This window comes from Pseudomonas sp. YuFO20 (genome assembly GCF_035064975.1).
In the GTDB taxonomy this organism is placed as follows: domain Bacteria; phylum Pseudomonadota; class Gammaproteobacteria; order Pseudomonadales; family Pseudomonadaceae; genus Aquipseudomonas; species Aquipseudomonas putida_AE.
In genome coordinates, this window is the sequence record NZ_JAXDEO010000018.1 from 90200 (window position 1) to 112526 (window position 22327).

17 protein-coding genes, 1 tRNA gene and 1 pseudogene are annotated in these 22327 nt (G+C 61.7%); 9 read left to right on the plus strand and 10 right to left on the minus strand.

The annotated features are described in order from the left end of the window. Positions 1-59: 59 nt before the first annotated feature. Positions 60-1277 carry an MFS transporter gene (locus SOP85_RS12410; protein ID WP_274074155.1) on the minus strand — a complete coding sequence of 406 codons (1218 nt, stop codon included), beginning with the start codon at positions 1275-1277 and terminating at the stop codon, positions 60-62. Between the two features lie 242 nt (positions 1278-1519). Between SOP85_RS12410 and SOP85_RS12415 the strand changes: the two genes are divergently transcribed. Next, a tRNA-Met gene (locus SOP85_RS12415) sits at positions 1520-1596 on the plus strand. A gap of 173 nt (positions 1597-1769) precedes the next feature. Here SOP85_RS12415 and SOP85_RS12420 read toward each other — a convergent pair. Then, a complete protein-coding gene (locus SOP85_RS12420; RefSeq protein WP_323627080.1) occupies positions 1770-2879 on the minus strand; it encodes a DUF2817 domain-containing protein in 1110 nt (369 codons plus the stop codon). Between the two features lie 153 nt (positions 2880-3032). Here SOP85_RS12420 and ggt point away from each other — a divergent pair, with 153 nt between their 5' ends. Next, complete coding sequence (gene ggt / locus SOP85_RS12425; protein WP_323627081.1) at positions 3033-4865, plus strand: gamma-glutamyltransferase; 1833 nt, start codon at positions 3033-3035, stop codon at positions 4863-4865. 52 nt (positions 4866-4917) lie between these two features. Here the strand turns inward: ggt and ddlA are convergent, their stop codons facing one another. Together ddlA and SOP85_RS12435 are read right to left on the minus strand one after the other, a co-directional pair. Further along, positions 4918-6012, minus strand: coding sequence for a D-alanine--D-alanine ligase (gene ddlA / locus SOP85_RS12430; protein ID WP_323627082.1), 1095 nt, complete (start codon positions 6010-6012; stop codon positions 4918-4920). A 253-nt stretch (positions 6013-6265) separates the two neighbouring features. Continuing rightward, positions 6266-7579 (minus strand): MFS transporter, encoded by a 1314-nt coding sequence (locus SOP85_RS12435; RefSeq protein ID WP_274074151.1) that lies wholly within the window; start codon positions 7577-7579, stop codon positions 6266-6268. Positions 7580-7780: 201 nt separating this feature from the next. On the opposite strand from SOP85_RS12435, the gene SOP85_RS12440 reads away from it, so the two are divergent. The 3 genes and pseudogenes from SOP85_RS12440 (at position 7781) to SOP85_RS12450 (ending at position 10758) form a co-directional block, all read left to right on the plus strand. Further along, positions 7781-9199: a short-chain fatty acid transporter gene (locus tag SOP85_RS12440; RefSeq protein WP_056853286.1), complete on the plus strand. Its 1419-nt coding sequence runs from the start codon at positions 7781-7783 to the stop codon at positions 9197-9199. 53 nt (positions 9200-9252) lie between these two features. Continuing rightward, positions 9253-9432: pseudogene (locus SOP85_RS12445) on the plus strand (hypothetical protein); the annotation flags it as partial. Between the two features lie 153 nt (positions 9433-9585). Continuing rightward, the gene (locus SOP85_RS12450; protein WP_274074150.1) at positions 9586-10758 is read left to right on the plus strand and encodes a hypothetical protein; all 1173 of its coding nucleotides are present in this window, start codon (positions 9586-9588) and stop codon (positions 10756-10758) included. Positions 10759-10831: 73 nt separating this feature from the next. Here the strand turns inward: SOP85_RS12450 and can are convergent, their stop codons facing one another. Continuing rightward, complete coding sequence (gene can, locus SOP85_RS12455) at positions 10832-11476, minus strand: carbonate dehydratase (protein WP_274074149.1); 645 nt, start codon at positions 11474-11476, stop codon at positions 10832-10834. A gap of 169 nt (positions 11477-11645) precedes the next feature. Between can and SOP85_RS12460 the strand changes: the two genes are divergently transcribed. Then, on the plus strand, positions 11646-12050 hold the full coding sequence (locus SOP85_RS12460; RefSeq protein ID WP_323627083.1) for a serine kinase/phosphatase: 405 nt from the start codon (positions 11646-11648) through the stop codon (positions 12048-12050). Positions 12051-12160: 110 nt separating this feature from the next. Here the strand turns inward: SOP85_RS12460 and rimI are convergent, their stop codons facing one another. Continuing rightward, positions 12161-12613: a ribosomal protein S18-alanine N-acetyltransferase gene (gene rimI, locus SOP85_RS12465; protein WP_274074147.1), complete on the minus strand. Its 453-nt coding sequence runs from the start codon at positions 12611-12613 to the stop codon at positions 12161-12163. Then, complete coding sequence (locus tag SOP85_RS12470) at positions 12606-13346, minus strand: energy transducer TonB (RefSeq protein ID WP_323627091.1); 741 nt, start codon at positions 13344-13346, stop codon at positions 12606-12608. Before SOP85_RS12470 ends, rimI begins: the two co-directional genes overlap by 8 nt. Before the next feature lie 221 nt (positions 13347-13567). Between SOP85_RS12470 and mksB the strand changes: the two genes are divergently transcribed. From mksB to mksF, 3 genes are read left to right on the plus strand one after another with little or no spacing between them, the layout of a single operon-like run. Continuing rightward, positions 13568-14845, plus strand: a complete 1278-nt coding sequence (mksB, locus tag SOP85_RS12475; protein WP_323627085.1) for an Mks condensin complex protein MksB — start codon at positions 13568-13570, stop codon at positions 14843-14845. Continuing rightward, positions 14835-15536, plus strand: coding sequence for an Mks condensin complex protein MksE (gene mksE / locus SOP85_RS12480; protein WP_274074145.1), 702 nt, complete (start codon positions 14835-14837; stop codon positions 15534-15536). Before mksB ends, mksE begins: the two co-directional genes overlap by 11 nt. Beyond that, positions 15533-18373 (plus strand): Mks condensin complex protein MksF, encoded by a 2841-nt coding sequence (gene mksF, locus SOP85_RS12485; protein WP_274074144.1) that lies wholly within the window; start codon positions 15533-15535, stop codon positions 18371-18373. The genes mksE and mksF overlap by 4 nt, the downstream gene beginning before the upstream one ends. Before the next feature lie 197 nt (positions 18374-18570). Here the strand turns inward: mksF and SOP85_RS12490 are convergent, their stop codons facing one another. The 3 genes from SOP85_RS12490 to SOP85_RS12500 are packed head-to-tail and all read right to left on the minus strand — an operon-like array spanning position 18571 to position 22136. Further along, positions 18571-20874, minus strand: coding sequence for a PqiB family protein (locus SOP85_RS12490; protein WP_274074143.1), 2304 nt, complete (start codon positions 20872-20874; stop codon positions 18571-18573). Continuing rightward, positions 20867-21490 carry a paraquat-inducible protein A gene (locus SOP85_RS12495; RefSeq protein WP_323627086.1) on the minus strand — a complete coding sequence of 208 codons (624 nt, stop codon included), beginning with the start codon at positions 21488-21490 and terminating at the stop codon, positions 20867-20869. Before SOP85_RS12495 ends, SOP85_RS12490 begins: the two co-directional genes overlap by 8 nt. Continuing rightward, complete coding sequence (locus SOP85_RS12500) at positions 21477-22136, minus strand: paraquat-inducible protein A (RefSeq protein WP_323627087.1); 660 nt, start codon at positions 22134-22136, stop codon at positions 21477-21479. Before SOP85_RS12500 ends, SOP85_RS12495 begins: the two co-directional genes overlap by 14 nt. Positions 22137-22327 lie beyond the last annotated feature (191 nt).

A 22327-nucleotide genomic window follows, 5' to 3' on the forward strand; every position in this document is an offset into this window, starting at 1 on the left:
TCCGGCTTTTCAGCCGGAAGTCTCGTGCAAGCTCGAGCTTCCGGCCATGTGGTGGGTGATCAGGCCTTTTTGGTACGCGGCAGGAAAATCGCCAATACGCCCAATAACGGCAGGAACGAACACAGGTAGTACACGTATTCGATGCCGTGGATGTCCGCCAGGTGCCCCAGCAGCGCCGCGCCAATCCCGCCGAAACCGAACATCAGGCCGAAGAACACCCCGGCAATCATCCCGACATTGCCCGGCACCAGTTCCTGGGCATACACCACGATGGCCGAGAAGGCCGAGGCGAGGATGAAGCCGATGACCACGCTGAGGACGGTGGTCCAGAACAGGTCCACATGGGGCAGCAGCAAGGTGAAGGGGGCAACGCCAAGGATCGAGAACCAGATCACCGCCTTGCGCCCGATCTTGTCGCCGATGGGCCCGCCAAAGAAGGTCCCCGCGGCCACCGCGCCGAGAAACAGGAACAGGTGCAGTTGCGAACTGGCCACCGACAGGTCGAACTTCTCGATCAGGTAGAACGTGAAGTAACTGGTGAGGCTGGACATGTAGAAATACTTGGAGAACACCAGCAACCCGAGCACCACCAGCGCGCTGGTCACCCGCCCCTTGGACAGGCCGTGAGTCGCTGCCTGGCCCTGCTTGAGCTTGAACAGGTTCAAGTGGTTGGCGTACCAGCGACTGATCCGGTAAAGCACGAACAGCGCAAACACCGCGAACAGGCCGAACCAGGCCACATGCCCTTGCCCGTAAGGAATGATGATCGCCGCCGCCAGCAACGGACCGAACGCCGAGCCCGCGTTGCCGCCGACCTGGAAGGTCGATTGCGCCAGGCCGAATCGCCCTCCCGAGGCCAGTCGTGCCACGCGAGAAGCTTCCGGGTGGAAGGTCGAGGAGCCAATGCCGATCAAGCCCGCCGCCAGCAGGATCAGCGGGAAGCTGCCGACCACCGACATCATGACTATGCCGATCAAGGTGCAGACCGTGCCAGCCGGCAACAGCCATGGCTTGGGATGGCGGTCCGTGTGGTAGCCGACCCAAGGTTGCAGCAGTGATGCGGTCAGTTGAAACGTCAGGGTGATCAGGCCGACCTGGGTGAACGTCAGGCCATAGTTGGCCTTGAGCATCGGGTAGATCGACGGCAGCACCGATTGAATCAGGTCGTTGATCAGGTGCGCCAGCGCCACTGCGCCAATGATGCGCATGACCAACGGACTGCTTTGTGAAGACGCGGGCGCCGCCGCAGTGGCGGACTGAACGTTGCTGATAGCCATGAAATTTCCGAAAAACAGAGGGATGCGCACGGGCAGGTGCATCAATGTGCCATTTTTCGCTGCGGCAGCGCCATCCCCTTAGCTTGCTAACGACCTCGCAATTTCGCAGATTTCGGCTTAATCGATGCCCTCCTCCGCTCCGGTTTTTCGGCTCGGGAAGATAAGCGGTTGAAAGTGTAGAGAAATATTTTAAATTTACGCTTGACGCATCTCCATTACCGGTGAATAATGCGCGCCATCTTGGCTACATAGCTCAGTTGGTTAGAGCATAGCATTCATAATGCTGGGGTCCGGGGTTCAAGTCCCTGTGTAGCCACCAAGTGCTAAAAACGGTTTACCGAAAGGTAGGCCGTTTTTTTTTGCCTCGCGAAAATGGCTGCACCCTTATTGTGGGAGCGAGCTTGCTCGCGATGGTCTCAAGGGCACCGCGCTTAATCAGTCAGCACGCGTCATCGTTGACGACCATCGCGAGCAAGCTCGCTCCTACAGGCCTCAGGCCCGAAGCGTCGGCAAGACGGTCAATCCCCGCTCCCAGATCTGCCAGGTCCGCAACCAGACCATGGCCTGCCAATCGCTGTCGGCGGGATAGAACTGTTCAAGCAGGTTCAACTTGATCTCGCGCCCTACCCCACCGTGGACATCACCGTGCAGATGCAACCAATGGTCATCGCGCAGATGCCGATGAACCTCCGGCCCCGGATAGGTCCCGCACTCGATGACGAAGGGCATCAACCGCACCTGCGGTAGTGCATCGATCAAGGCTTGCGAGGTGTAGCCGGTGGCCGTCGCCGCCACACCGGTTTCGCTGAGGGTGTCGGCACCGGTGTGCAGGGTGTAGAGCCATGGACCATAAATCGCCTGCGCATCGGCCAATGCCGGATACGGCGCCTGGGTGATCGTCAGCAACATCGGATGACCATACTCCCCGGCACCGGTGTGCAAGTCGAAACACAGGGCGACGTCCGCATGGGCCACGTGCTTTTGCAGGATCTGCTGCAAGGTGCGGTTCGACCAGCTGGGGGCTACCCCGCCATAGAACAGGCCATCCGCATGCGCATGCTGGCCACCCTCGACTATCGACATGACCGCAGGCCAGCCATGCAGACGGATCTGCTCGTCGAGCAAGGCATCCGCGCGGTCACGCTCGGGCCCGCGCAACTGGGTGCAGGCGTAAATCTCATGTATGGCGTCATAGGCCTGGTTATCCGGTAACGCAGCCGCGAAATCCAGGTGATTGCGGTTCAGGTCGATGTTGTCTTCGTTGACCCTGCGCAGCCACGCCATGCCCCAGGGATTGATCGCATGAACCATCACCACCGCGACATCGGCCGGCAATGTGCGCTTGCCGAGCTCCTGCAGCCACTTGATCTGGCACCCCGAGCCATAGAACCCCTCGACCCCGTGCGTGCCGCTCAGCGCGATCAGCAGGCGCTTGGCGCCAGGATCGCCGAGTACCGCCACATCGGTGCCCAGGGCCTCGCCTGAAGGCCCCTTGAGGGGATGGGGATACTCAGTCAGCGTCGCGCCGGCCGCGGTTGCCGCCGCCAGGAATTGTTCGCGCTGGGAACGGTAGCTTGGCTGGGTGGGAAACTCGCTCTGCATGGCTGCCTCTTGTGGTTTTTCTGACGTGATCGCTGGCAACGACCCTACCGAAAATCCGTCGATTGATGAAGGGCAACCGCGCCTTCTGGTTTGCGCCACTGCGAGGTCGCCGATACAGTCGCCGATACATTTATCCAACGGACGGAGTGCCCCATGTTCTCAGCCTCCCACTCGAGTCGCGTTCGCCTGTCAGCCCTCACGCTGATCATTACCGCGCTGACCCTTGGCGCCTGCCACAACACGTCGGCCCCGACGCTGCCGGCTGCACCGGAAAGCGCGTCCGGTTATCGCACCGACCTGCAGACTCGACATGCCTCCAGGCACATGGCGGCCGCGGCCAACCCCTTGGCGGCCGAAGCCGGGCGGGAGATGCTGCGTCGGGGCGGCTCGGCCATCGATGCCGCCATTGCGATGCAAGCGGTACTGACACTGGTCGAGCCGCAGTCCTCAGGGATAGGCGGCGGCGCGTTGATCGTGCTCTGGGACGGCCAATCCGTGCGCACTTACGACGGGCGCGAAACCGCACCGGCCGGCGCCAGCGAAAAACTGTTCCTGCAGGCCGATGGCCAACCGATGACGTTCACCCAGGCGGTGATCGGAGGGCGCTCGGTGGGCACCCCGGGGGTGTTGCGAGCCTTGGAGCTTGCCCATCAAAAACACGGTCGCCTGCCATGGGCGCAGCTGTTCGAACCCGCCATCACGCTCGCGGAGCAAGGCTTTGTCATATCGCCCCGCCTGCACCGGCTGATCGCCGCGGATTCATCCCTGAGGCGCTCTGCGGAGATGTCAGCGTATTTCCTCAATGCCGATGGCAGCCCGAAAGCCGCCGGCACGCTGTTGAAAAATCCACCCTTGGCCGCCGTGTTGCAACGCATCGCCAAGGAAGGGCCAGATGCCTTCTACAAAGGGCCCGTTGCGCAAGAGATCGTGGCCAAGGTCCAGGGGCACGCCAACCCTGGCAGCCTGTCGCTGAGCGACCTGGCCAACTACAGCGCCAAGGAGCGCGCGCCCCTGTGTACCGACTACAAACGCTGGCAGGTCTGTGGCATGCCGCCGCCGTCGTCGGGCGGGATTGCCATGGCGCAGATCCTCGGCACCCTGCAGGCCCTGGAAACGCGCGACAAGCGCTGGGCCCTGGCGCCCATGCAACCGGTGAAAACCAACACCACCGCCGGCTTTGAACCGCCCGCCGAGGCCGTGCACCTGATCAGCGAAGCCGAGCGCCTGGCCTATGCCGATCGCGCGCAGTACGTGGCCGACTCGGACTTCGTGCCGGTGCCCGTCAAGGGCCTGATCGACCCGGCCTATCTGGCCAGCCGGGCTGCACTGATCGGCGAGCACAGCATGGGCACGGCCAAACCGGGCACTCCGCCGGGCATCCAGGTCGCTTTCGCGCCAGACCGCTCGCCCTTGCGCATCTCCACCTCGCAAGTGGTGGCGGTCGATGACGCAGGCGGCGCGGTGTCCATGACCACCACCATCGAATCCGCCTTCGGCTCGCACCTGATGGTCCAGGGTTTCCTGCTCAACAACGAGATGACCGACTTCTCGTTCATTCCCGAGGAGAACGGACAGAAAGTCGCCAACCGCGTCGAGCCCGGCAAGCGTCCGCGCTCCTCCATGGCCCCGACGCTGATCTTCGACCGCCACAGCGGTGAGTTCCTCGCCAGTCTTGGATCGCCCGGTGGTTCGCAGATCATCGAGTACGTGGCCAAGACCACCATCGGCCTGCTCGACTGGCAGCTCGATCCGCAAGCGGCAATCAACCTGCCCAACTTCGGCAGCCGAAATGGCCCGACCGAACTGGAGAACGGGCAGTTCAGCGCGAAGTTGATCCAGGGACTCAAGGACAAGGGCCACGCCGTCAATGAAATAGACATGACCAGCGGCACCCAGGCAATTGTCCGGGTCAAGGATGCGCAGGGTAAGGCTTCGCTGGCCGGCGGGGCCGATCCTCGGCGTGAGGGGGAAGCATTGGGGGATTGAGTCGCTAACGGCGTGAACGGGTCTGCCTGGGCGTTGGCAGGCCCGCGCCCCCTCAACGACTGATTTTCAACGCCTGCCGGGCCTGGTGTTTCGCCAGTGCCAGGTCGATCAAGCGCGTGACCAGTTCACTGTAGGTCATGCCGGCTGCCTGCCACAATTTCGGGTACATGCTGATGCGGGTGAACCCCGGCAGCGAATTGATTTCGTTGATCAGCACTTCGCCGCTCTCGGTCAGGAAGACATCGACCCGCGCCAGACCGGAGCAGCCCAGCACCTGGAACGCCTCGACGGCCATGGCGCGGATGCGCTCGCTGGCTTCGACGCTGATCTGGGCCGGAACCACCACCTGCGCGGCCTTTTCGTCGATGTACTTGCTGTCGTAGGAGTAAAACCCGCTGTGCACCACGATCTCGCCACAGCCGCTGGCGATGGCCTCCTCGTTGCCAAGGACCGCGCATTCGATCTCGCGCCCCTTGACCGCCGACTCGATCAGCACTTTTTCATCGAAGCTCAATGCCAGCTCGACCGCCGCCGCATATTCGGCTTCGTCAGTCACCTTGCTTACACCAACGGAAGATCCCTGGTTGGCCGGCTTGACGAACAGCGGCAGGCCGAGCTTGCCGCTGACCTCGGCGAAACCCGTGCGCGCGGCGCTGGCGCGGGTCAGGGTGACGAACGGCGTGACGGCAAGGCCAGCATCACGCAACAGGCGCTTGCTGATGTCCTTGTCCATGCAGACCGCCGACCCCAGCACATCGGAACCGACAAACGGCAAATCGGCCATGCGCAGCAAGCCCTGCAGGCAACCGTCTTCGCCCAGGGTGCCGTGGACGATCGGGAAGATCACGTCGACATGGCCCAGCAATTCGGGCCCCGCCGTTTCCACCAGTTGCTGACGGGCCTTGCCCGGCACCACGGCCAATTCGCGATTGGATTGATTGAGCGCGATCAGGGCCGGGTTTTCCTGGTTCAGCAGGAAATTCGAGGGATCGTTGAGGTGCCAGTGGCCTTGCTTGTCGATGCCGATCAGCACCGGCTCGAAGCGCGAACGGTCCAGTGCATCGACAATGTTTTTCGCCGACTGCAACGACACCTCGTGCTCAGCCGACCGCCCGCCAAAAATAACGCCCACACGCAGTTTACTCATTGTCTGGCCCCATGGTGGATGTGCTTGCAACCCGGATAGCCGTCACGTTACGGCTGCAAGGTCTTGGCGTCCAGCGGCTCTCCGATGGTCTGCAGGAGCGAGCTTGCTCGCGAAGGTTTTGAAAGCGCTGCGTTCATTCAGGAAGCACGCGTAATCCTTAGCCTCCATCGCGAGCAAGCTCGCTCCTACAGTGAAGAGCGCTTGAAAATTGTCCTGCAAATATAAGGAAAAGCGCGCCAGTCACCCTTGCCCCTCACGCCGCACCGGCGGCCGGACACCCGGCGATGCTCTGCATCCGTGTGCCGAAATACGCCGCGCTGAGCACGCCCACCGCGCCCATCACTGCGCAGAAGATCACGCAGATCCAGGGGCTCCACGGCATCAGGCCGATCAATAGCAAAGGCGTGATGCTCGCCCAGGCGGCGTAGGCAATGTTGTAGGTGAAGGAAATACCCGAGACGCGAATCCGCGCCGGGAACAGGCTGACCATCACCGACGGCACCGCGCCCACCACCCCGCAACTCAGGCCGGCCACCGCGTAAGCCAGGCCGACCCAGTTGCCACCGCTGATCAGGCAGCTATAGAGCACGCCGATGCCCAGGGGCAGCAGCAGGCTATAGAGCATCACGGTGCGCCAGGCGCCGATGCGATCGACCAGCAAACCGGCGAGCACGCAGCCGATGTTCAGGAAAACGATGCCCAGTGCGCTCAGGGCGAAGGTGTGGCTGGCGGTCATGCCGAAGGTTTTCTGCATCATGGTCGGGGTAATGACCACGAACACCACTACCGCGGAGGTCAGCACGCAGGTGAGGATCATCGCCGGCAGCAGGGCCAGGCGATGTTCGCGCAGGACCGCCCGCAGCGGCAACTCGACAGCCGCCTCACGCCGTGCCTGCATGGCCATGAACACCGGGGTTTCGCTGAGCCAGCGCCGCAGCCAGACGCCAATCACGCCAAACACCCCGCCCAGCAGGAATGGGTAACGCCACGCGTAGTCGAGGATTTCAGCCGGGGTGAAGGCCTGCGCCAGGAACGTCGCCGTCAGGGCGCCGAGCAAGTAACCGAAGGTCAGCCCCGCCTGCAGGAAGCCCAGGGCGTAGCCGCGATGGCCGGCCGGCGCGTGTTCGGCCACGAATACCCAGGCGCTCGGCACTTCGCCCCCCACCGCCGCGCCCTGGAGCACGCGCAGGGCCAGCAGCAGCAGCGGCGCGAAATAGCCGATCTGCGCATAGGTCGGCATGATCCCGATCAGCAGGCACGGCAGCGCCATCATCAGGATGCTCAGGCTGAACACCTTCTTGCGCCCCAGGCTGTCGGCGAAATGCGCCATCAGGATTCCGCCCAGGGGCCGCGCCAGGTACCCGGTGACGAAGATGCCGAAGCTTTGCAGCAGGCGCAGCCACTCGGGCATTTCCGGCGGGAAAAACAACTGGCTCAAGGTCAGGGCGAAAAATACGAAGATGATGAAGTCGTAGATTTCCAGCGCGCCGCCGAGGGCCGCGAGCCCCAGGGTCTTGTAGTCCGAGCGGCTGAACGGCAGCGGACGTGGATCGGTATTGGCAGTCATGTAAAGAACTCTGGCACAGGCAAAAACCAAGGCGCCCATGGTCTACGCAAACGCGCCGGCGGACAACCCGTTAGACCAAAGTCCCATAGGCGCAAAAACAGCGCCGCAAAAAGCATGCGCTTGAATTAATGTTGGCGTCTGTCCAGTGGGGCCCCTGCGGCCCCGAAGACCACAACAAACATAAAAATTCGAGGTAGTCCCGTGGCCGCTGATATCGAAGATACCCGCTCCGCCCGCTTTGCCCTGCGCTGTTCAAGTTTTGCCGAACGCTGGTTCCCCGACTCCTGGGTGTTTGCCGCCCTGGCGGTGATCATCGTCGCTGTGGCCACCATGGCAATGGGCGCCAAGCCGACTGACGCGGCCATGGCCTTTGGTGACGGCTTCTGGAGCCTGATCCCGTTCACCATGCAAATGGCGTTCGTGGTGATTGGCGGTTATGTGGTCGCCAGTTCGCCACCGGCGGTAAAGCTGATCGACCGCCTGGCGAAGTTGCCGAAAAACGGTCGCTCCGCCGTGGCCTGGGTGGCGCTGATCTCCATGGTCGCGTCGCTGCTCAACTGGGGTCTGTCGCTGGTGTTCGGCGGTCTGCTGGTGCGTGCGCTGGCGCGCCGTACGGACCTGAAGATGGACTACCGCGCCGCGGGTGCGGCGGCGTACCTGGGGTTGGGCGCGGTGTGGGCCCTGGGCCTGTCGTCGTCGGCTGCGCAGTTGCAGGCCAACCCGGCCAGCCTGCCGCCGTCGATCCTGTCGATCACCGGGGTGATTCCTTTCACCCAAACGATCTTCCTCTGGCAATCGGGGGTCATGTTGCTGGCCTTGATCGTCATCTCGCTGATCATCGCCTACGCCACCGCCCCCGGCCCGAACACGGCGCGAGACGCCGAGGCCTGTGGCGTCGACCCGAGCTTCAACCTGCCACCGCTGCAACCGCGCACCCGTCCCGGCGAATGGCTGGAACACAGCCCGCTGCTGACCATCCTGCTGGTGCTGCTGGCGGCTGGATGGCTGTTCCATGAGTTTTCCACCAAACCTGCGATCAGTGCGATCTCCGGCCTGAACACCTACAACTTCCTGTTCATCATGCTCGGTGCCCTCCTGCACTGGCGCCCGCGCAGCTTCCTCGACGCGGTGTCCCGCGCAGTGCCAACCACCACCGGCGTGCTGATCCAGTTCCCGCTGTACGGTTCGATCGCCGCGCTGATGACCACGGTCAAGGGCGCCGATGCGCAGACCCTGGCCCACCACATCTCGACTTTCTTCGTCAGCATTGCCTCCCACGACACCTATGCCCTGCTGATGGGCGTGTACTCGGCGATCCTGGGGTTCTTCATTCCGTCCGGCGGCGGCAAGTGGATCATCGAAGCGCCGTATGTGATGCAAGTGGCCAACGACCTGAACTACCACCTGGGCTGGGCCGTGCAGATCTACAACGCCGCCGAGGCCCTGCCCAACCTGATCAACCCGTTCTACATGCTGCCACTGCTGGGCGTGCTGGGGTTGAAGGCGCGGGACTTGATCGGATTCTCGTTCGTTCAGTTGCTGGTGCACACGCCGTTGGTGCTGCTGTTGCTGTGGGCACTGGGGACGACGCTGGCGTATACGCCACCAGTGATGCCGTAAGGGCACGGCTAGTTTTTCCTGGTTCTCCCGTATCAGCGGGTCGGACCAGGGAGAACAATGTGACGGCCTTTCAGAAAGCGATGGATGTCGCCATGCAGTTACTGCAGAGCGCCGTCATCGATGCCAAGAAAGCCAGGCTGAGCGATACCGGTGAGGCCATCGTCAAGGATGCGGTGACCGCACAGGTTGAATACTTGCGCGCCGGCAGCCAATTGGCGCTGCGGCTATTGTGATTGCCTGACCTCTCGCCAGCCCGCAAACACTGATCGCGGGCTGGATCGCAGGCTTGAAAAAAAAATGCGGGAGGCCTGTTTTTCTGCATCATTGTGTTGATCCAGTATGACGTGCGATCTTGGTATCGCGACCCCGCTGAAAAGGATCTGAGCATGCTTAAACTCGCCGGACTCACCCTCGCTGCCCTCACCCTGAGTACCGCTGCCCACGCCGATGTCGCCCTGAAACTGGGCAGTACCGAACGCGTTACCCGCCTCTTCGCCTACCCCAACAACTGCAACGTGATCTGCTATCGCAACTGGACGCTGGAGCAGACCGTCGAGCATTACCTGACTCAAAGCGTGCAGCGCGATGGCTATGGCGAAGCGAAGGTGCTGGTGAAAACCGATAACGGTCAGCTGCATGCCGAAATAACCGGTGTCCCCAATGGCTATGAAAAGCCCTTGGCAGCACTGCTGGACGCCGGCGACCTGGCCTACAACGGCGCCAGCAAACTGAACGCCGACGGCAAGTGGGGCTACAGCTGGTATTTTTTCCTGCCGCTGGGCATGGCGCTGGAGAACCGCAGAAGCGTCGAACTGTTGCACTTCCCGCCCGATTATTCGCTGACCCAGGCCCAGGATTACCTGAAATCGGCCACCTCGGACCGCTGGGCCACGCTGCTGACCGTCAATGGCATTCCGGCCGAGCAGACACCGGGCTACCAGACGATCATCGATATCGCCCCGATTGCTGCGCCGTCGAACGCCGGCAAGGACCTGGCAGGCGTCTACGACTACTTCAAGGACTACCAGACCACCATGGTCAAGCAGGTCACCCAGCACGCCAGCGGCATGGCATTGCCCATGGTGGCCTTCGGTGTACCGGTGCGTAACTGGGTCAAGCAGCAATACGGGCCAACCATGAACGTGTTGAGCCTGGTGACGATCAGCCCGGTCGACGGGGTCAAGGTACCGGTCTTGGGCGCCAACCATCCGAGCTACATCTGGTACGCCGCCGATCCGGCCAGCTACACCGGCAAGGATGCCCAGGGCCAGGCCGATACTGCGGGCCTGAAGGTCATGGCCCAGGATTTGAGTGTCGCGTGCTGGCAGGCCGCCATGGGCCGTGAACCGGACAGCAATCCTGATGTGGAGCTAAAAAGCTGCACCCAGACCTGGCAAGTGGCCCAGGCCGACAAGACCTGTGCGCTTTTCTACACCTCGATCCGCAAGCTGACGACCGCACAGGCCGCGGGCAAATGTGCCACCGCCTCGATCAAGGCCCAGCTCAAACTGCTCAAGGCACCAGCGCCAGCCCCGGCGATCCCGGCTCCGGCGCTGTAACCCGATGAACGGCAGTCGCCGACGGCCAGGTGTTTTGCAACACCGGCGTCGGCGCACGCTGTGCTGAAGGGCTTTACTGGGTCTCGACCGGACGCAGTCGGTACTGCGGCGGCAACTGCTCGAAACCGCTGATGGTGGTGTTCAGGCTTTTCCAGCGACCGTCCTTGATGCCATAGATGCAACCATGGATCGACAGGCTCTGCCCGCGGTGCCAGGCGTTTTGCACAATGCTGGTATGGGCGACGTTGGCCACCTGCTGGATCACGTTGAGTTCGCAGAGGCGGTCGACCTGCTCCTCTTCGGTGGCCAGTTTGGCCAGCTCTTCGCGCTTCTCGTAGTAGAGATCGCGAATCGACCGCAGCCAGCCGTCGATCAGGCCGAACTGGCGATCCTGCATCGAGGCGCGCACGCCGCCACAACCATAGTGACCGGTCACGAGGATGTGTTTGACCTTGAGCACGTCCACCGCGTACTGGATCACCGACAGGCAATTGAGGTCCGTGTGCAACACCACGTTGGCCACGTTGCGGTGCACGAACAGGTCGCCCGGCAGCATGCCGACGATCTCGTTGGCCGGCACCCGCGCATCGGAACAGCCGATCCACAGGTACTCCGGGGTTTGTTGACGAGCCAGCTTGGCGAAGAAGTCAGGATCTTCTTTGGTGATCGCGTCGGCCCAGCGCTCGTTGTTATCGATCAGATCTTGTAATTCGTTCATGCAATGAAGCCTCGGTAATGGTGCGCAGGTTTGACAGACAACCGCCCGTCGGGGTCACGCGCGTTATGCAGTTGCCACGCTGATACCTGCCCATGGCACTCCATGCCGGTTGAATTCTCTGCAACCCAGTGGGTCCACCCTAGTAAGGCTAACAGTATGAGGAATTGCCATGACTGATTCACGACGTCCGTACGATGCGGTGCAACCGGAACCCATCGATGATAACGAAGACCGCATGGGCTCGGTACATGAGCTGGATTTTGACGCGGACGAACCCAGCGCAAAAATCGGCGATGAATTGCCGCAAAAGGAACGCGAAAACCTGATGCCCGAGGAGCGCGTGCGTGAAGCCGGCATGACGGGCGCATCGACCGATGACCATGAACCCACCGATGACGACATGAGCCCGGAAACGCTTATTCGTGAAGACGGTGCCCGGGATGCCCAGGAAGCGGGTGACGGTGACCAGGCCGATTGGGACTTGAGCATTGTCGATGAAGACGACATTGGTGGGGGCAATGGGTTGGATGAGGCGGAGATGGCGCAGCGCGATCCGCTGGACAGAAAACGCTGATCTGCGGATTAACCTGTAGGAGCTGCCGAAGGCTGCGATCTTTTGCTCTTAAAAAATCAAGATCAAAAGAACGCAGCCTGCGGCAGCTCCTACAAGGGCATCTACGGTGATCAATCGACGAGGGTGCAGGCCATCACCACCGCATCTTCACGCCCGCCGACCGCCGGGTAGTAATCCCGTCGCCGCCCAATCTCATTGAAGCCATAGCGCTCATACAACTTGAATGCCGCGGTATTGCTGTCGCGCACTTCCAGGAAGCATTCCCGGGCATCAGCCTTGTAGGCGATCGCCATCAAGTGCTCCAGCAACGTCAAACCCAGGCCGCGGCCCTGGTTTTCCGGCTTGACGGTGATGTTGAGCAGATGCGCCTCGTCCAGAATGATCTGCACCACCCCATGGCCCACCTGCTGCTGGCCTTCGAACATCAGCCAGATCTGGTACTTGCCCAGGCCATCGAGAAAAATCCCGCGGGTCCAGGGATGGCTGTAGGCCGCGTACTCGATCTTCAGAACAGTTTCCAGGTCCGCCTCGGTCATCGGGCGGAACGATACAGCGTCACTCATTCGATTCATTCCAGCGCGCCATCAGCCGACGCATGGCTTGCCACACGGCGGCCTTGCGCTGTGGCTCTTCCATTAACAATTCCAGGCCCGGTACTGCCCAGGCCGAGCCCAGACCTTCGATCTGCAGTTCGCGGTTGAAAGCATCGGCGTCCGCCTCACCGGCAAACCGCACCGCGGGCAGGCCGATCAGCCAGAGGCAGGCGCATGGCGCTTCTTCCATGCGCACCGAGAGGAAACCCTGGACAAAATCACGGGCCGCCTCCGGGCCCTGGTCCATCGTCCCGCGCACCAGCAGCGGCCAGCGTACCGGCTCGCCGACGATCTGCGGGCTGTCCGGTAGACCGGCGGCGCGCAGCATGTCCTTGAGCAGCAGATAAGCGGGATCGCGGGCCTGGAACGCTTCGCCTGTGGGTAACTCCACCAGCAGCAGGCAGCGGCCGGCTCGCAGCAGTTGCAGGGCGAAGCGCGGTGGCGGCACGGGCGCGACCCTGGCGACAACCGGGGCTTCCTCGACCTCAGGTTTGGCGCCGGTGCGCGTGCTCGCCAACGATGGCCGCGGCACCTCGATCTTCACTCGTTCGGCCGGTTTTACCGCAGGCGCAGCGGGCGCTTCGACCACAGGTAAAGGTGCTACGGGCGCAGCGACCAGCGGCTCGACCGGTTCCAGCAGCTCGGGCCGCGACGGGGCGGCAAAGGGCAATTCGGTGCGCGGCAGCCAGTTGACCACCTGCATGGCGTTCAAATAAGCGCGACGACGGGACTCGATAAGCAAAGGTCGGCCACTTGTGGATAACTAAAAGTGCGCCGATTCTACCGCCCTTCGCACAAGATCGCCCGCTGTTGATCGATAGACTTCTCATATAGAAAAAGCGACAGCCCGTCCCGAGAGTGAATCGATACGCCTTCGATGCAGTACAATCGCGGCTTTTAATCGCCAACCAGCCGGCCATTCCGATGATCGAACCCAAGCGCGTCTTGCGCGCCCTCGCTGAACACTGGGCACTTCTGGAGCCACTGTGTGAGCATTTCGACCAAGGCACCCTGAGCCTCAACGAATTGCGCATGCAACTGGCCGCCCAGCAACTCGACAGTTCTCCGCAGGACATCACCAGCCTGCTGGACGTGTGGATTCGCCTCGATATCCTGGTTCCCGTGGCGAAAAGCCCGAACCGTTTCGAGCTCAACGCGCAAATCCACGACTTTCTCGCCTACCTGCGCCGTGAACACCGTTTGGGCCTATGCCTGGAAATCGAAGCCTATCTGCGCCATCTCGAGCGTCTGGCCGGCTACATCCAGGACGCCTTCGACATCCGCGACGGCAACGACCTGGCCCGCCAGCTACGCCTGCTCGACATGCGGGTTCGCGATGTACTGAAAAAACTCGATAACGACGAACAGGCACTGGTGGCCGTCGCCGAAAGGGCGAAAACCAGCGACCGACAGATTCCGCTGCGCCAGCGTTACGCCGAGGTGTTGGCGACCTGGGACGAATACGTCGAGCCGATGATCGATCTGGTGAACGCCGACGGCGCCTTCGAACAAGGCGTGCGCAAGGTCGAAACCGTGCTGCTGAAGATGCTCTCCGAGCAGCAACGCCTCGGCCATCTGGTCGACGACGACATGCTGCTGCGCACCCACGCGCGCATCCTCGAAATGCAGACCAGTGCCCAGCTGACCCTGCGTTACGCCCGCGAACTGTTGCTACCGCTGCGGGAAGAGGCACGGCGCCACAACGCCGTCACCCGCGGCGCAGCACTGGCCCTGGCGGCCATTCGTCGCAAAGGCATCGATGCCGTGCCGCAGGCAGCCATGCCGTTGTTCACCCGGCCGCAAAGCACCTTCCTCGGCAGCGCCAGCCAGGTCGAGGCCTACGTGTACGCCCTGGCCCGATTCGAACCGAAACCGGCGCGCTTCCCCAAGGCCCACAAGACCCAGAAAGGCGAAGCCCCGCGTGCGCCACGCACGGTTCGCGAAATGCTCGAACGCTGCGAAGACGCCCTGCCGATGCCGGACCTGATGACCTGGCTGCTGGAGCAGGAACCGGACGGCGCCACCGACGAATTGCTGTACTGGTTCTCGCGCCTGTCCCGGGAAAAACGCTTCAAGCGCGAACGCCTGGAACGTCGCGAGTACCACACACACGAGCACCAGGTCAGCCTGCGCTCCTTCGCCCTGCTCTCGGTCGGCGACGACGCCATCGAGAATTCTGCGAGCACCCCCAATGCATCTTGATCTTTCCGAACTGTCCCAGCTGGCACCGATCTTTCGCGAGCTGTTCAAGGGTTACCACGTCAGCCGCCGCGATCCTGAGCTGTATGCGCAGCTGTCGAACTTCCAGGACCAGTACCGCACGCTGTTCAAGGCCCTGGGCTTTGAACTGGTCTGCGACACCCGTGGTTTCTACTACTTCGTGCCGGACGGGGCTGCGGCGACGGTGAACAAGACCGCCCAGCGCCTGGCGCTGTTCACTTTCATCCTCGTCGAGCACCTGGCCGACCAGGGCCGCGACCCGATCGCCGTACTCGACGGTGGCAGCCTCGGTCGCGATGAACTGCCCTCGCTGCTGGAAAAATACCGCGACCTGTTCATCCAGGCTGAAGTGCAGACCCAGGATGAGCTGGAAGAAAAGATTATGCGGCGCATGACCCAGCTTGGCTTCGCCGGCGAAGAAAACGGCGTGTACCGCTTCCTGCCGCCGATGCACCGCTTCCTCGATGTGTGCCTGTCGGTGCAGCAGGACCGTGACCTGGCGGCCAGCCTGCACAGCGTATTGCCACTGCCGGTACCCGTGCTGATCGACGAAGACAGTGACGAAAAACTGCTGCAGACCGACGACCCGCTCGACCTCGCCGAATTTTCCGATGAAAGCGAAGAAGACGCCCTGGCCCGCGCCATTGCCGAAGAACAGGAGCTCGACGCATGAGCAAGGAACGCTACGGCATCCGCCGCTTTGCCCTTTTGAACACCGCCGGCTACAGCCTCGGCCTGTTCCCGCTGGAAGAGCCACTGTCGGTCTACGGCGCGAACAACCTCGGTAAATCCGCTTCGATCAATGCGTTGCAGTTCCCGATCCTGGCGCGCATGTCGGACATGAGCTTCGGCAAGTACAGCCTGGAACAATCCCGGCGTTTCTACTTCGCCTCCGACACCAGCTACATCCTGGTGGAAGTGAACCTGCCCCACGGTCCTCACGTGATCGGCGTGGTCGGACGTGGCCCGGGTGGCGGCTTCGGTCACCAGTTCTTCGCCTATGCCGGTCAGCTGGACCTGGCGCACTATCAGAAAAACGACACCTGCCTGCGCCAGAAAGAGCTGTTCAGCAACCTGGAGCGCGAAGGCCTGAAAGCCTACGAACTCAAGCCCGATGAACTGCGGCGCCTGCTGGTCGGTGGCCACACCTCGATTCCGCTGGACCTGACCCTGATCCCGCTGCGCTCCACCAGCGAACAGAGCCTGAAGACCTTCCGCGCCCTGTTCATCAACCTGCTGCACATGCGCGAAATCACCGCGGCCAAGCTCAAGCAACTGTTCCTCGATGCCTTCGAGCACAGCTTGCGCTCCGGTAGCGTCGACTACATCGCTGCGTGCGAAGAAGCCTTCCGTGATGTACGACGCATGGAACAGGACTACCACTCGCTGGTGGCCGCCGGCCCATTGGTCGAAGCCCTGGCCAACGGCGTGAAGCAGCGCGACATCCTGCGCGGCAAGCTGCACCGGATCTCGCCGCTGCTCGACTCCCTGCTCGGCACCTGGTCGGACTACGCCAGTGCCCGCAAGGAAGAGCTGACCCTCCAGGCCGAGCACTATCGCCACGAGCAGGACGCCCTGCAGAACGATCAACGTGGCGGCACCCAGGAGCTGATGCGCCTGGAGCGGGAAATCACCGGCATCCAGCGCTGGCTCGGCGAGCTGTCGGTGCTCAAGCATCGCTTCGCGCTGATCGATGACGTCAAGGTGCTCGAGCAACAATTGCTCGCAGCGAAAGATGCTCACGACGAGCTGGCAGGTGCCCTGGCGCAATCGCGTCAGTTCAGCGCCGAGGACCTGGAAGAACGCCTGCGCGACCTGGAAAAACGCCTGAAGTCGGTCAAGCAGCAACTCGACCACGCCGACAACAACAGCTACGCCCGCCTGCGCGAGGAATTCTCGCAGCAGGACGTCGAGCGCCTGATGCGCCTGTTCAACAGCGCACTGTTCAGCCTGCCACTGGGTGAACACGGCATCAGCCTGGACGAGAATGGCGACTGGGTGAAATCCGTGGAACTGATCCTCGATGGTTTCAAGGGCGAGCGCTTCGAAGTGCCGGGCCTGTCCATCGACATCTCGCACATCGAGCCACCGGCTCTGCAAGCCCTGGCCGACCGCGCGGCGTTGCGCGACCAGAAAGAGCGCCTGGAAAAAGAACTCAAGCAACTGAAAACCCAGCAAGCCGTGGCCGCCGACCGCGCCGCGAGCAAGACCCAGACCGAAGCGCTGTACCAGCAAGTGCTGGATGCACAGAAAGCCCTGGAAGATTTCCGTCGCGCGCAAACCCTGAGCGCCGAGGAAGGCGACAAGCTCGAACAGCTGGCGCAGATGGAAGCCGCCCAGGACGAATTGAAGCGTTCCAGCGATGCCTTCACCGAGCGTGTCCAGCAACTGTCGGCCAAGCTGCAACTGGTCGGCCGCCAGATCGGCGACATGGAAGCCAAGCAGCGCACCCTCGACGACGCCCTGCGCCGCCGTCAGTTGTTGCCGGCGGACCTGCCGTTCGGCACGCCGTTCATGGACCCGGTCGACGACTCCATGGATAACCTGCTGCCACTGCTCAACGACTATCAGGACAGCTGGCAGGGCCTGCTGCGCGCCGACGGGCAGATCGAGGCGCTGTACGCCCAGGTGCGCCTCAAGGGCGTGGCCAAGTTCGACAGCGAAGACGATATGGAACGTCGCCTGTCACTGTTGATCAACGCGTACGCACACCGCACTGACGAAGCCCTGACCCTGGGCAAGGCCCGTCGAGCGGCCGTGACCGACATCGCCCGGACCCTGCGCAACATCCGCAGCGACTACGACAGCCTCGAGCACCAACTGGCGCTGTTCAACCGCGAGATCAACAAGCGCCAGGTGTCCAACCTGCAAAGCTTCCGCATCGTGCTGGCGCCGAACAAGGAAGCACTCAAGCACATCGACCAGATCATCCACAGCGCCGGCCAGTATGAAGAAGGCGAGACGCTGTCGGTCTTCGACCTCAGCCAGAGCGCCGAGCAGGACAACAAGAACGAAGAGGCCAAGGAATACCTGGCGCGGCTGGTGGCGGCAAACCACAACCAGCTCGGCCTCAAGGACTTGTTCGAGCTGGCGTTCGAGATCACCAAGGTCAACGGATCGCCGGTGATCCACACCGACATCGACGGCGCCGCGTCCAACGGCACCACCATGACCATCAAGGCGCTGACCAACATGTATTTGTTGCTGCACTTGATGGACCGCGACCTGGCCGGGCGTGTGCGCTTGCCGTACTACCTCGACGAGGCCGCGGACATCGACGAGAAGAACCAGGCGGCCTTGCTGGAAACCAGCCTGCAACTGGGCTTCGTGCCGATCCTGGCGAGTGTGAAGCCGCAGGTTTGCGCCAGTGTCGCCATCGACCTGGAAGGCGGCAGCGGCCCGGCGGGCATCTACATCGATGAGGAGGACTGGAAGTACATCCGTCGCCACGAACCGGTGAAGGCGTCAGTGAATGTCGAAGCGGATGAGCCGGAGCTGGATGCGGTTTGAGTTGAACCGCTAGATGCGAAAAGGCCGCTATCCAATGGATCGCGGCCTTTTTTGTGGTTCTTGCAGTGCTCTTCAGGGCCTCTTCGCGAGCAAGCCCGCTCCCACAGTGGTCAGCGTCGTTCACAAATTTTGTATACGCCACGGACTAATGTGGGAGCGGGCTTGCCCGCGAAGGCGGCATTACAACCGCCAATAAACTACTTGCCGAGCGGAATCTTCGGCGCCCAGGTCAGCCATTCCTCTTCGAACTTGTCGAACAGCGCAAACGTCTGCTCCGGCCGCGCCGGGTTGCCCATGCGCTCGCCGTCTGGCGTAGCGAAGGCAACACCGCCCTGGATCATCGTCTCCAGCGACTCGGTGCGCACCGTTGCCCCTCTGAACAGGCCAACATCGAAATCAAAACCGCTGGTGTTCCAGAAGCGTGTGCCGCTGCGTACCAATGGCGCGTACTTCGGCTCGATCAGGATGCGGATCAACACTCGATCAGCCGTCTGCCCCAGCTCGTAACCCGTGACCTTGCCCACGGTGATTTCGCGATAAGTCACCGGTACCCCGGGTTTCAGCGAACCACGGCGAGGAGCGCTCAACACCAGGCTCAAGCCGGCTTCCTGCCTGGCGGTTTCCGGTGGACTGGCCAGCGCCACGAAGTTTTTCTGCGGCCCCAGGTTCTTCGCAGCCGGTTGCACCTCGATGTACTGCCCAGTGACCAATGTTTCCAGGTTGGACGTCTTGATCAACCCCAGCTCGGGCTTGACCACCCAGAACTGACTGCCGACGCGCGCGATGCGCTCCGGCACTTCATCGATCCGCGCCGTCAGCAGCACCGACTGCAGGTCGTCACTCAGATCGACGTCTTCGATCTTGCCGACATCCAGCCCCTTGAAGCGGATCGGTGTGCCGGTATGCAGGCCATCGGCACGGTCGACCTTGAGGGTGATCACCGTGCCTTTCTGGTTGGCTAGCTCATGGCTGGCGAACAGGCGGAAACGCGGGATGCGCTTCTGCAAGGGCGCCTTGGCCTCCGGTGTTTCAAAGGCGATGCCGCCCGCCATCAGGCTTTGCAGCGATTCGCTCTTGACCTGGATCCCGCCGGTCAGCCCCCCGGTCAACGTGATGCCACTGGCATTCCAGAATCGAGTGGAGGCGTTGACCAGGTCTTCGTATTCCTTCTCGATATGGACGCCAATTACCAGCTGTTTCTTCTTGCGCGAAAACTGATAACTCTGGACCGAGCCCACCTTGACCTGCTTGTAGAGTACCGGGCTACCCACTTCCAGCGAGCCGAGGTTATCGGTGAACAACACCAGGTGCAGACCCGGGGCACGCAAATCCAGCGGCGGCGCCTTGGGCCGTGCGACAAACTCGCGTTGCGGCGCGGCGCCTTTGTCCCCCGGACGCACGGCGATGTAGTTACCCTTGACCAGTGCTTCAAGGCCGGTGATGCCCGCCAGGGAGATCGACGGCTTGACCACCCAGAACTGGGTGCCATCGACCAGGTAATCCTCGGCCAGTGGGTCCAGCGTCAACTCGGCGCTGGCGCCGGACAAATCGGGATCGACCTTGAGCGCCTTGAGGGTGCCGACCTGGATGCCTTTGTACATCACCGGCGTACGGCCAGCCTGCAAGCCTTCGAAGTCAGTCAGCTTGACCTTGACCTTGATACCGGCAGCGGCCGCGTCGAAGTCCTCATACAGACGGAACGGCAGGCTCGGATCGGTCGGCGGGCTGTCCTTGCGGTTTTCAGGCGTGGCAAACGCAATACCGCCAGCCACAATACTGGCCAGGGACTCACTGCGTACTTTCACCCCGGACAGGTTGGCGTCGATGCTGATGCCGCTGGCGTTCCAGAAGCGCGTGTGTTTGCGCACCAGCTTGGCGTAGGTCGGCTCGATGAAGACCTTGAGTTCAACCGTACTCTGGTCTTCTGATAGCACGTAGCTTTTGATCTGCCCGACCTTGATCTGCTTGTAGAACACCGGGCTGCCACGGTTCAGCGAACCCAGGCGATCGGCCTTGATCGTCAGGTGCAGGCCTGGCTGGGCGTCGGACAGCGGCGGCTCCTCGGCCAGGGCCTTGAACTTGCGGGTAGGCTCGCCCTCACCCGGACTGACTGCGACATAGTTACCCGAAACAAGCGTCTCCAGGCCGGTGATACCGGCCAGCGTTACGCTCGGCTTGACCAGCCAGAAGCGCGTGCTGGTGCGCAGGTAGGGCTCCACGTCCTTGTTCATTTCGACGGTCGCGATCACACCTTTGGAGCTGCCTTCGTCATCAAGCTTGAGGGTTTTCACCTTGCCGACCGACATGCCCTTATAAACGACTTCGGTCTTGTTGGCCTGGATACCTTCACCGCTTTCGAAACGTACCTGAATCTCGATACCGGTTTCGTTGTAGGCACGCCAGCCAAGCCAGCCGCCGATGATCAAGGCGATCAGGGGCAGAATCCAGATGGCAGACCAGTTCGAGGCCGGTCGGGTTTTCGCTACGGGCAAATCAGTCATGGTCGTCGTCCGACTCCGTGTTATCCCAAATCAGTCGGGGATCGAAAGTTACTGCGGCAAGCATCGTCAGAATCACTACGCTGGCGAACGCGATAGCGCCAAGATTGGCTTCGATGCTGGCAAGCCGTCCAAAATTCACGAGCGCCACCAGGATGGCGATCACAAAGATATCGAGCATCGACCAGCGGCCGATGAACTCGATAAAGCGGTACATCCATATTCGCTGGCGGGCCGAGAGTGGCTGGTGGCGCTGCACGGAAAACAGCAACAGTGCGATACCCACCAGCTTGAACGTGGGCACCATGATGCTGGCGATAAACACCACCGCGGCGATGGGAATCATGCCGTGCCGAACCAGTTCGATCACTCCGGACATGATGGTGCTCGGATCACCCTTGCCCAGGGAGCTCACGGTCATGATCGGCAGCAGATTGGCCGGTATGTAAAGAATGGCGGCGGTGATCAGCAACGCCCAGGTCCGCGTCAAACTGTTCGGGCGGCGGGCATGCACCAGCGCGCCGCAGCGAGTGCAGACCTGTTCGTCGGTATCAGCTTCCTGCTTGTTCAATTCATGGCATTCCGCGCAAATCAGAATGCCTGCATCAATCGCCCGCATGGGCATCCTCTCCTGATAAAGCCTGCCAGATCTGGTGAGGAGACATCACAACCTCCAGCCAGACCTGAACCAACAACAATCCAATGAAGCATGCCAGGCCCAGGCCGATGGTCATTGCTGCCATATCTGCCAGCTTGACGATCGCCACCAGTACGCCCATGAGGTAAACCTCGAGCATCCCCCAGTCCCGCAAATGGTGGTAAATCCGGTAGAGCAGCAAGCCGTAGCTACGCCCGACGTCAAAACGGATGCTCAGCAACACCATCAGTTGGCAGAGCAGCTTGAGCAGCGGAATCGCCATGCTGCACAGGAACACAATGACTGAAACGCTTTGCATGCCTGTATCGAACAGCGCGACAACCCCGCTCCAGACCGTGTCTTGCGATGATTGCCCGAGCAGGTTGAGTTGCATGATGGGTAAAAAGTTCGCCGGGATATACAACAGCAGTGCCGCAATCACCAGGGCGAGACTACGCTGCACGACGTTGTATCGATGGGCATAGAGTTCGTAACCACATCGCGGGCACAGGGCTTTCTCGCCATGGGCGAGCTCGGGCTTGCGCAACAGCAAGTCGCACTCATGGCATGCCACCAAATCGCTTAGCGGTAATTCTGACAGCTTTGAGGTGTCAACCGGATCTGGCATATGACGCTCTGACTCCGAAAAAGTTGGGCCTATTCTAGTGCCATGAATCAAAAATAACTGTGCCAATTTGTGCACGAGTCTTTCTCGCGGACAAAGACAAAACCCCTACCTGCATGCGCAGATAGGGGTTTCGGAATTTAATCTTGACGATGACCTACTCTCACATGGGGAAACCCCACACTACCATCGGC

Bases quoted from the DNA above. Each gene is read 5' to 3' on its own strand.
- SOP85_RS12410 (WP_274074155.1), bottom strand. From the start codon at position 1,277: ATGGCTATCAGCAACGTTCAGTCCGCCACTGCGGCGGCGCCCGCGTCT.
- SOP85_RS12420 (WP_323627080.1), bottom strand. From the start codon at position 2,879: ATGCAGAGCGAGTTTCCCACCCAGCCAAGCTACCGTTCCCAGCGCGAA.
- ggt (WP_323627081.1), top strand. From the start codon at position 3,033: ATGTTCTCAGCCTCCCACTCGAGTCGCGTTCGCCTGTCAGCCCTCACG.
- ddlA (WP_323627082.1), bottom strand. From the start codon at position 6,012: ATGAGTAAACTGCGTGTGGGCGTTATTTTTGGCGGGCGGTCGGCTGAG.
- SOP85_RS12435 (WP_274074151.1), bottom strand. From the start codon at position 7,579: ATGACTGCCAATACCGATCCACGTCCGCTGCCGTTCAGCCGCTCGGAC.
- SOP85_RS12450 (WP_274074150.1), top strand. From the start codon at position 9,586: ATGCTTAAACTCGCCGGACTCACCCTCGCTGCCCTCACCCTGAGTACC.
- can (WP_274074149.1), bottom strand. From the start codon at position 11,476: ATGAACGAATTACAAGATCTGATCGATAACAACGAGCGCTGGGCCGAC.
- SOP85_RS12460 (WP_323627083.1), top strand. From the start codon at position 11,646: ATGACTGATTCACGACGTCCGTACGATGCGGTGCAACCGGAACCCATC.
- rimI (WP_274074147.1), bottom strand. From the start codon at position 12,613: ATGAGTGACGCTGTATCGTTCCGCCCGATGACCGAGGCGGACCTGGAA.
- SOP85_RS12470 (WP_323627091.1), bottom strand. From the start codon at position 13,346: ATGCAGGTGGTCAACTGGCTGCCGCGCACCGAATTGCCCTTTGCCGCC.
- mksB (WP_323627085.1), top strand. From the start codon at position 13,568: ATGATCGAACCCAAGCGCGTCTTGCGCGCCCTCGCTGAACACTGGGCA.
- mksE (WP_274074145.1), top strand. From the start codon at position 14,835: ATGCATCTTGATCTTTCCGAACTGTCCCAGCTGGCACCGATCTTTCGC.
- mksF (WP_274074144.1), top strand. From the start codon at position 15,533: ATGAGCAAGGAACGCTACGGCATCCGCCGCTTTGCCCTTTTGAACACC.
- SOP85_RS12490 (WP_274074143.1), bottom strand. From the start codon at position 20,874: ATGACTGATTTGCCCGTAGCGAAAACCCGACCGGCCTCGAACTGGTCT.
- SOP85_RS12495 (WP_323627086.1), bottom strand. From the start codon at position 21,490: ATGCGGGCGATTGATGCAGGCATTCTGATTTGCGCGGAATGCCATGAA.
- SOP85_RS12500 (WP_323627087.1), bottom strand. From the start codon at position 22,136: ATGCCAGATCCGGTTGACACCTCAAAGCTGTCAGAATTACCGCTAAGC.